This is a genomic window from Microcoleus sp. S13_C5 (genome assembly GCF_036700845.1).
Classification (GTDB): Bacteria; Cyanobacteriota; Cyanobacteriia; order Cyanobacteriales; family Microcoleaceae; genus Microcoleus.
On sequence record NZ_JAUBPR010000198.1, the window covers coordinates 1 to 7197 of the forward strand.

6 protein-coding genes are annotated in these 7197 nt (G+C 47.0%); 2 read left to right on the top strand and 4 right to left on the bottom strand.

Going from position 1 to position 7197, the window contains the following annotated elements:
- Positions 1–39: 39 nt before the first annotated feature.
- Positions 40–282, bottom strand: coding sequence for a hypothetical protein (locus tag QUA04_RS28145; RefSeq protein WP_333263652.1), 243 nt, complete (start codon positions 280–282; stop codon positions 40–42).
- A 239-nt stretch (positions 283–521) separates the two neighbouring features.
- Complete coding sequence (locus QUA04_RS28150) at positions 522–1250, bottom strand: Bax inhibitor-1 family protein (RefSeq protein ID WP_333055722.1); 729 nt, start codon at positions 1248–1250, stop codon at positions 522–524.
- Positions 1251–1776: 526 nt separating this feature from the next.
- On the opposite strand from QUA04_RS28150, the gene QUA04_RS28155 reads away from it, so the two are divergent.
- Positions 1777–2106 carry a PEP-CTERM sorting domain-containing protein gene (locus QUA04_RS28155; protein WP_333263655.1) on the top strand — a complete coding sequence of 110 codons (330 nt, stop codon included), beginning with the start codon at positions 1777–1779 and terminating at the stop codon, positions 2104–2106.
- 62 nt (positions 2107–2168) lie between these two features.
- Here the strand turns inward: QUA04_RS28155 and bchD are convergent, their stop codons facing one another.
- On the bottom strand, positions 2169–4271 hold the full coding sequence (gene bchD / locus QUA04_RS28160) for a magnesium chelatase ATPase subunit D (RefSeq protein WP_333263658.1): 2103 nt from the start codon (positions 4269–4271) through the stop codon (positions 2169–2171).
- Between the two features lie 733 nt (positions 4272–5004).
- The gene (locus tag QUA04_RS28165) at positions 5005–6288 is read right to left on the bottom strand and encodes a HAMP domain-containing sensor histidine kinase (protein ID WP_333263661.1); all 1284 of its coding nucleotides are present in this window, start codon (positions 6286–6288) and stop codon (positions 5005–5007) included.
- A gap of 206 nt (positions 6289–6494) precedes the next feature.
- Between QUA04_RS28165 and QUA04_RS28170 the strand changes: the two genes are divergently transcribed.
- The coding region (locus tag QUA04_RS28170; protein WP_333263664.1) for an SLC13 family permease at positions 6495–7197 on the top strand (703 nt) is incomplete at its 3' end.

Below are 7197 nucleotides of genomic sequence, written 5' to 3' on the forward strand. Positions count from 1 at the left end.
ACCTTTTAAGTGGACATATAAGGGTAAAGTCTTGGCTGTCTAATAGTCTGTGTATTTACGCCGAGGTGTACTAGTCATAGCATCGCCGTAGTTGCCGCACATATAAACAAAATCCAACTGAGAGCAAAACTCTTTGGGAAAAATTCTCTCAATATCCTCCATCTTTAATTCCGCCCCCGGCAAAATCGGGTTGCCGGTGCGGGGACACTGCGGGCAAGCTGCATTGCACCTGGAGGTAATTTCTACGCTGACTCTCCTGATATCTTCATATTTTAAGTACATGAGTTTTCCCCAATTAATTTGTGATTAATATTGAAATCGCGATCGACAGAATTAGATAACAAGACCTTTGATTGAGTGATTAAAAAGTAAAATTATACCTCATGCCTGCACCGGATATGATATAAGTTTTGTTGATAATAGCAAGAGGACGGGATGACGACTATCTTGGTTGCAAATCTTAATCAAAAACCGCGACCCGATGTCGATCGAGCCGCGGTTTTTTTAAGCTAAAGTTTCAATTAATCCCGGCCGTTGAGAGCAATCAGTAGGCGCAGAATGAAAATGAACAAGTTGATGTAGGTCAAGTACATCGACAGAGCAGCGGGCAAATACTGATCGTCGCGGTAGCTGCGGGGTAATATGTAAAAATCGACGATCGCAGCACCGGCAAATATAAACACGCCGATGCCAGAAATGCCAATTTCCAACCAAGTTGGGGTGTAGACGCCAAATAGAGAGAGCAGAAACTGACCGCCAACGACGACTAACAAAGCAATCACACCTAAACTGATAGTTTTGGTGAGGGCCATGCCGTCTTGTTCAGAAAGGTTGGAGCCAATTTGGCGGGCGGCGATAAAAGTAATGCCACATCCAAGTGCAGCAAAACCAATACCGGCGATGCCGACGCCTTCGCTTCTGAGGGCTATAGACACCAATCCGCTGAGGGTGTAGCCTGTAAGCAAGCTGTAGGTTGCCAGCAGAGGCAAAGCGGTATTTTTGTTGTTTTGTTCGGCAGCGCCGCGGGCGACAAAGAACAGAATTAATTGTAGGACGATCGCGGCAATGAATGTGGGAAAGAAGATCCCGGGATAGTTGCGGATCACTCCCAGGCCCCCGTAGGTGCCGACAGCAGTTAAGACAAGTCCGCCGCCCACGAAGGGGAGAGCGTTGGAGATGACGTTCGGGCCTACTAGCGCGTGGTTTTTGGCCTCGCGCACGGCTTCGCGGAAATTGCTAGTGTTACTCACGAGGATTTACCTAATTTTGGCTGAGAATTGCTATCTATCATTTTGACAGCTTTACACTGTGTTTGCAAAACCTGAAAGAGTTTAAAGATTTGATAAAGAACGGGGGTGAAATCACTCCGAAGCTGGGATCGATTGTTTATAATCGACTGCGTACAGGTCTGTGCCGTGTCGCTGTCTCGCACCGTTGCGCGTTGCGGCAAAGCTATAATTGAGGTTACATGGCCGACGCTATCTGTGGCCAGGGGCTACCTTAAAGTCGATCAATTTTGGAGGGGGGATTTACGATTGGGGATTAAGGAGTATATGCTAGAGGCAGGGGCCACAGTTGATTTTAGGTTTTTGATTTGCCACTTAGTTGAAACTAGGGACCAGAAACTTGAATAATCTAAAATATAAAATCTAAAATCTAAAATCTAAAATCTAAAATCGGTTCCGTTAATTGCTAAGGTAGCTCACACAGAGGATACCCATAAAATTAATGAATAGATCGAGTTCTATCGACAAACTGCTAAATAGGTAATGTCCCATGTCCACCTTTTTCGATCGCAAATTATTGCCCCCTACAGCCGGGATTTTATTGGCTGCCGCGGCCGTTATTTCCGGTGGCCAAGCTGCCGTTGCAGCTAATGTCCGAGCTGTTTATACCGCTACTTCAGGGCAGGGATCAGAATATTTGCTGCTGGCCCAGAATAGTGGTCAACTCCCCCAAGTTACAACTTCTTCAATCCCGAGCAGGGGGACGGGAAACCCCGTGCCCCTGCCAGTAAGAATTCCTGAGCCTTCGACGGTGGTAGGGTTGGGTTTAGTTGCGGGTTCGTTGGCGGTGAGTCGCCGGAGAGTGAGAGTTAAAAATTAGACTTTTGGCTAAAAGTCTAATTTTTGGATTTTTAACCCCAGATAAATGCGGGTATCAGGATTTTAGCCGATCGCGTCGCGCAGAGCATTTTTAGTCATAGCTGCGATCGACTGTTCGGTAGCTTTCGGCAAGTGATAATATTTCCCTCCAGAAGTCTTGGCCAATTCCTTCGCAAAGCCAGTCGAAATAAACTTGCTCTCGGTATCAATCACCAGCAACTGCATTCCCAACCCACGAATTTTGGCAGCAATTTCTAACAATTCCTTTTTAATATCAGGCTTTTCTCCATCTACAATCGGTTCCCCCAAAGAACGAGCCAAAGGAATATTACCGCGTCCGTCAGTAATGGCGACAATCGCAACTTGACCGATATCTCCAGACTGACGCGCGTTGACTCCCACCCGCACTGCTTGAGTCAAACCGTGGGCCAGGGGGGAACCGCCGCCGCAGGGCAACCGTTCCAAACGCTTACGGGCCAAGGCTATCGAGCGAGTCGGCGGTAGCAGCACTTCTGCTTGTTCTCCGCGAAAGGGAATCAGAGCAACTTGGTCGCGGCTTTGATAAGCTTCTGTGAGTAGCTGCATGACTGCACCTTTGGCCGACTGCATCCGGTTGAGGGCCATCGAACCGGAAGCATCGACGACAAATACGACTAAAGCTCCAGCTTTTCTGGCCAAGCGCTTCGCCCGAATATCTCCCTGTTCGACAAATACACGCTTCTCTCGATTTGTGATTGAGCCGGCGGTGGATTCCTGGTCTGAATTCCTGTCGCGGCGGGCTTTTTGGTAGGGTGCGGCGGCTCTGAGGGTGGCGTCAACGGCGATGCGGCGGACGGGGCCTTTGGGTAAGACTGGCTTGACGTAACGACCTCTATCTTCGGAGAAAATGGTGCTTCTACTGCCCGATTTGCCTTGACGGTTGGCGGCTTGGGCGAAGAAAAGCACGCTGGGGTCGAGAATTACGCCTTCGGGGTCGAAGAGAAATTCTTCGGGAATGGTATCTTTTTCGGGTTCTTCTTCAGGTTCCGGGTTGTCTTCATCCTCTTGGTCTTCTTCGTCTTCTTGCGGGTTTTCTGGTTCGTCTTGTTCTTGTTCTGACTGCTTTTGGGGTGGCGGTGGGGGGGGAGGAGGAGGAGAGTTTTCGTCTGGGGGAGTTTGGATGATGGTGGCGCGGGGTACGATGACTAATTCTACGGCGCGGCGCAGGTCTTCGGCGTTAACTTCTGTGCGTCCTTCGATGGCGGCGGCGGCTTTGGCGACGCGGACTGCGAATATTTCGGCGCGGTGTCCTTGAACGCCACCCCGGATGGCTTCTTCTACTAGGTAGGCAATTTGTTCGCGTTTAATGCTGACATCTTTGAGCCATTCTCTGGCTAGAATGATTTGGGTTTTGAGGTTGTCGGTGTCTTCGGCGTATTGATTGAGAAAGTCTTGGGGGGAGCTGGAGTAGGATAAAGCTTGTTCTACTGCATAGACTCTTTCTTCTAGTTGGAGTGCTGCGTCGGCTGAAAGTACGATCGCGATGCGATCGAGCAAATGTTCTCTCAGCGGCCCTTCTTCGGGGTTGTAGGTGGCGATAAATAAAGGTTTGCAGGGGTGTTGGAAGCTAATGCCTTCGCGCTCTATTTGGTTGCGTCCTTCGGTTAATACTGTTAGCAATTGGTTGGAAATATTGTCATCAAGGAGGTTAATTTCGTCTACATAAAGTACGCCTCGATTTGCTTGGGCCAAGAGTCCTGGTTGAAATACGGTTTGACCGAATTTTACTGATTGTTCGACATCGACAGAACCTAAGAGTCTGTCTTCCGTGACACCCAAAGGAATTTGGATGAAGGGTGTGGGAATAATTTCGGTGGTGAGATTAGTATTTGTGGTGTGGGCATCTGGCTCGCTATTTTCGGCTAACAAGCAAGATGCCTGTTCCACAATAACTTCTTCAGCATCGGCGTTGCAAAAAGAGTCTTTGATAATTTCAATTGGCGGCAATAAGGAATGCAAGGCGCGGGCCATGACTGATTTGGCGGTGCCGCGGCGACCTGCGATCGCAACTCCTCCCAATCCGGGATCGACTGCTGCTAAAAGTAGGGCTAGTTTGATTGCTTCTTGTCCAACAACGGCTGTTAGGGGAAAGGCTGTCACGGTAGGGGTTGCGTAGAGGGCGGACATCGAAATAATGTTCTGTTAAAGAGGCTTTGATATACTTATTATACTACCAGTAGGATGTGATCGCGTTTCTGACCAAGAGTTTTTCGTACAGTACGATACAGTACGATTTACTATTATAAAGCTCTCCGGGACCAAAAATGTTAAAAATTGTATATTATCGGGGTGGCATCTTGTCACCAAATCAAATTCTAAAATAGAATAATAGGGTAGTTTAATAGATAAATAAGCTGTGAAACCCATACTAACAATAAGTCTGTTAGTAGCAATTGCTATTATCGCTTTTTTTATATGGCGCGATTCCCAGGACACAGAAGGGATAGATAGACACTTGTTGCAAGCTGTCAAAGGAAACAAAGCTTTAGCCAAACGACTGCTGAATAATGCTAGAGAAAGGTATCCCGGAAAGTCAGAGAGATGGTACGCAGAAAAGGTCATTTATGACTTAGAGCGCGACGGGGCAGGTAGAGGGGGACGCGGATCGAGTTACAGGATCGATAAAAGAGAACTTCGAGAGAACATTTTCCTGGCAAGCGCTTTTATCTGGTTAGTTAGTTCGATATCGTCTCTTGTAGATGGCTTGTTTAGAAGATAGCAAACCGGTGTTTGCTCATACTTCAAAGTAGCTGCGGTGCAATAGCGACAGTATGATAACTAAAGCAATTGCGGATTTATGGGTTAAGAGTTATGAGTTGTGAATTAAGAACTGGGATGTATAACTCACAATTCTTAACTTTTAAATTACTTCTTGGAGGACTTTAACTTCTTGCGGCAGAATCACGGTAAAAGTTGAGCCGACTCCTATTTCTGATACTAGCTCGATTTTGCCTTGCAGCAGCGAGACGAGCCGCGATACTATTGCTAATCCCAGGCCAGTGCTTTCGGTGGGAAAGAGCTGTTTGCCTGCTTCTCCTGCTTGAAAGAAGGGGTCAAAGATGCGCTTTGTATCTTCGGGGGCGATGCCAATGCCGGTATCTGTAATTGCGATCGCCCAATTTCCTTCTCCAGCAGGGTGGCAACTTAATTCAATGCTACCAGATTCTGTATAGCGAATGGCATTGCTCACCAGGTTGATCAGAATTTGTTGCAGCCGCTGTCCGTCGGCGATTACTTGTGTGGGGGCGCCGTCGCTGGTAACAGCGAGCTTTAATCCTTTAGCATCAGCAATTGGCTGCATCATTTCTACTACGGTGTTAATTACAGATTGTACATTAGTGGGCCGCAGGTTAAGTTTAATTTTTCCGGCCTCGGCGCGAGAAAGTTCTAGTGTGTCATTAATCATGCGAAGCAACTGTCTGCCGTTGCGTAATACTCGCTCGATGTGTTCGATGCCGGGGAGGGTATCTTTGATTTCAGATTGCCATTTTTCTTGGCGCAAAAACAGTTCGGAATAACCAATAATCGAGTTGAGAGGAGTTTTGAGTTCGTGAGCTAAATGGTAGACGTTTTCTTTATTGACGCTGACGAGGCGAGCGAGTTCTTGATTGGTGAGCTGTAATTGAGTTTGAATTTGTTGAAGTTCCCGCAGCCTCTGAGCGACATAGCTGTTGAAACACTGGGCAATTGCTTCGTCTACTACGGCATCTATCAGCCTAAAAGCTCTGAATACGTCGGCGGTGGTTCCTGCTAGCAATTCTGATTCTAACTGCGAGAATATTACTTGACGCAATAAGTGGTATTCCCGGGCTACTTCTGCGGCGTCGTAGCCTTGTTCGGCTCTGAGAAATCCGTGATCTAAACTGGCTTCAATTATTAGTTTTATTTCGCTGTGTTGATATTGGGAAAGCACTGTGGCCATCGCCTCCAGCAGGTGAGGTATGTGATTTTCGATTGCTGAGTGCGGTAAGGCGTCAGCGCTTTCAATTTTCCGATCCTGACGAACTGCTTCAATCCAGTTTTTGACGATAATATCGGTTTTGTCGGCGAGCACTTGGCTGTAGTCCATGATGTCTGCGTGGGGGTTGAGTTTGGCAGAGATTGCCCATGCTTCATTGTAGTTGAGCGATCGCCCGATCGCCATACCAAACTTTTGGCGATCGCGACCCTCCCAAAAGAAGTAGTTTTGATGTAAATTTTTCCCTCTGGCGGATCTCTCTCTAGGGGTCGATCCCAGCTTGTTGCTCCGATAATCAGCCGTTCAACCTATTGACAGAAGAGCCATTAAGTAGTAAAGTTCCTCAGACTAATAGTTTTTAATTTTAATTTTTAATTTTTTCAGGGGACTAAATGGAAAACCTGCAAGCTGCGATCGCTGCAACAACATTTATATGTGTAGTTTTCTTAATAATTACAGAATGGATACACCTCACAGTTGCGGCATTTCTGGGAGCGGTGATTCTGGTTTTTACCCACGTGATGACGTTAAACAACGCGATCGAATATATCGGTCGAAGTCACGCCACCCTAGGCTTATTCTTCGGAGTCATGGTAATGGTGAGAGCCTTTGAGCCTACCAAAGTATTCGACTACTTGGCAACTCAAATGGTGCTTTTGGCAAAAGGCAAAGGCAAAAATCTCTTGCTGGGTATTGTCGCGATTACTACGCCACTTTGTGCAGTTTTGCCCAATGCCACGACTGTCATGCTGCTAGCACCATTAATTCCGCCAATGGCAGAAGAAGTTGGTGTAGATTTTGTGCCGTTACTGATTTTAATGGTATTTGTGGCTAACAGTTCGGGACTGCTGACAATCGTGGGCGACCCGGCGACATTCATTGTTGGCGATGCTATTAACATGAGCTTTGCAGATTACCTAGTAAAGTTAAGTTTGGGAGGGGTAATTGCGGTAGCAGTTATATTAGTTATGTTGCCTTGGCTGTTCCGCGAAATTTGGAACAAAAAATTAGACGATTTGGAACCCACATTCCGCAGATGTGGGTGGAATTTTTTTATCAGTTGTGAAAAGTGGGAACCCCAAAGTTTTTCCGTTG